Source organism: Nocardia anaemiae NBRC 100462 (assembly GCF_001612725.1).
Lineage (GTDB): Bacteria > Actinomycetota > Actinomycetes > Mycobacteriales > Mycobacteriaceae > Nocardia > Nocardia anaemiae.
Map to the genome: position 1 here is coordinate 1 of NZ_BDAZ01000120.1, position 1,789 is coordinate 1,789.

Consider the following 1,789-nt stretch of genomic DNA (forward strand, 5'->3'; position numbering starts at 1 on the left):
GTCGCCGCTCTCGATCGGACGTTTCGCCGATGCCGGTCCGCTCGCCGCCGCTCACCCGCGCCGGGCCCCGCGCGGACCGCCGATCCCGGTCGGACATCTCCTCGATATCCGAGCGCTCGACCCGGTCCCCGGTGGGCCGCTGCGCGCGCTCTTCCGCGGGCCGCTCCCATGCCGCGTCCTCGGGGCGCCGCTTGCGTCGCACCGGCGCCTCGTCCCGTTCGCGCACGGGTGGCTCGTACTCACCTGCCATGTATTGCTCACCCCGCCAAGGCTTTCGGAATTGTCGCGTGCTCCGGCAGGATCACCCCGCAACCGAGCGAGGCCGCGAAGGCCGCCGCCTGATAGCGGTAGCACCGCCGGATCTTCAACCGCGCCTGCGTGGACAGGTCGCGGGTAATGGCTTCGATGCGCGGCAGATCACCGCGCAGGGGCTCGGTGATGGTGACCAGCGCCCCGAAGCGGGTCACACCGTGACCCCGGGCTTGTTCCTCACGGGCCTGCTGGGTGGCGCCCACCCGCAGGGTCGCGGCCGCCGAGACGACGCCGCGTTCGCTCTGCTGGGCCACCAGCGCGTTCTTGAAATCGTCGTCGACGATTTCGGCGGCGTCGGCGGCCGAATGCGGACGGTACACGATGGCGATGCGCTTGCGCGGCACTTCGGGATTCGGTGCGAGCAGCCGCTGCAGCACCCGCTCGTCCACCGCGCCCTCGGGTGCGGCATCCATCTCCCAGGTGACCGAGCGGCCACCGTCGTGCACCAGATGATCCCACTTCTCGTCGTGCGAAACCGGTCCGGCATCGGCCCAATCCAGTCCGTGCCCTTCGGGTTCGCCCGCCGCGACCTCGAGATCGGCCTGCGAGGCCGGATCGTAGCTGCGCCTAATGAACGAGATGACCTCATCGGCCGACATCGGCTGGGCGCGCACGCCCGCCTCGGCCAGCGCGGCACAGATGCCGGGGAGCCTGCGCCCGATCTCGACGGCCTCCTCGGCCGGATTCTTACGGCGCTCTGCGGTGGTCGCCTTGAAGGTGATCGCGACGCGCGGCAGCAGCTGCACGCGTTCCTGCGGCAGCTCGGTGGCGAGTTCGTACATCACCTGCTGCGCCAGCTCCGGCGCCTCCGGACGGGTGATCGTGGCGACCTCGGTGAGCAGCCGGTTACCGGTCTCGGGCACGGTATCGATCACCGGGACGACGGCGACGATGTCACTGGTCTGGCCGACCGAGGCGAGGAAGGTGCCCCAGGCCGAGACCCAGCGGTCGATGACCGGCTGATCCACCGCCTCGTGCCCCTGCGGCCAAGCCCGCAAAACCACTGTGTACTGGGCGAATTGCGGTAGGTGGATCATGCCGAAGCTGTAACCGCCCGCATCGATGCCCTCGTAGAGCTTCGAGGGTGCGAGCAGACCGGGTAGCCGCGTGACACCACCCGGGATCCGGGAGAACCGGCCGCCGCGATACACATGCTCGCCGCGGCTGCGGGAGCGCATCCAGTTGAACATCATCAATCCGTTCTCGTATCCGGAGCGGCCCCCGGTCCGCCACACCAGTGGAACCATCACGACGACACCGGTGCCGCCAACGATCAGACCCCACTTGAACCCGCCGACCATCGCACAGATCAGGGCCGTGATCACGACGACGAAGCCGATGACGGTCTCTTCCCAGCGCAGACCGAAAAGGCCTGCGCTGCGCGGCTTCTGCCACAGCCCGTACGCGCGGCGCTCGTAGGTATCGCTCGTCGTCATCGTCATCGCGGAATGGTGCTCCTCCCGAGATCGGGCGAACG

The 1,789-nt window shown here is 69.1% G+C and carries 2 protein-coding genes; both read right to left on the reverse strand.

From position 1 onward, the window contains the following. On the reverse strand, positions 1-250 hold a 250-nt coding region (locus tag NA5_RS38660), incomplete at its 3' end, for a hypothetical protein (protein ID WP_218020265.1). Positions 251-257: 7 nt separating this feature from the next. Beyond that, the gene (locus tag NA5_RS38665; protein ID WP_063813859.1) at positions 258-1,748 is read right to left on the reverse strand and encodes an SCO6880 family protein; all 1,491 of its coding nucleotides are present in this window, start codon (positions 1,746-1,748) and stop codon (positions 258-260) included. Between the last annotated feature and the right edge of the window lie 41 nt (positions 1,749-1,789).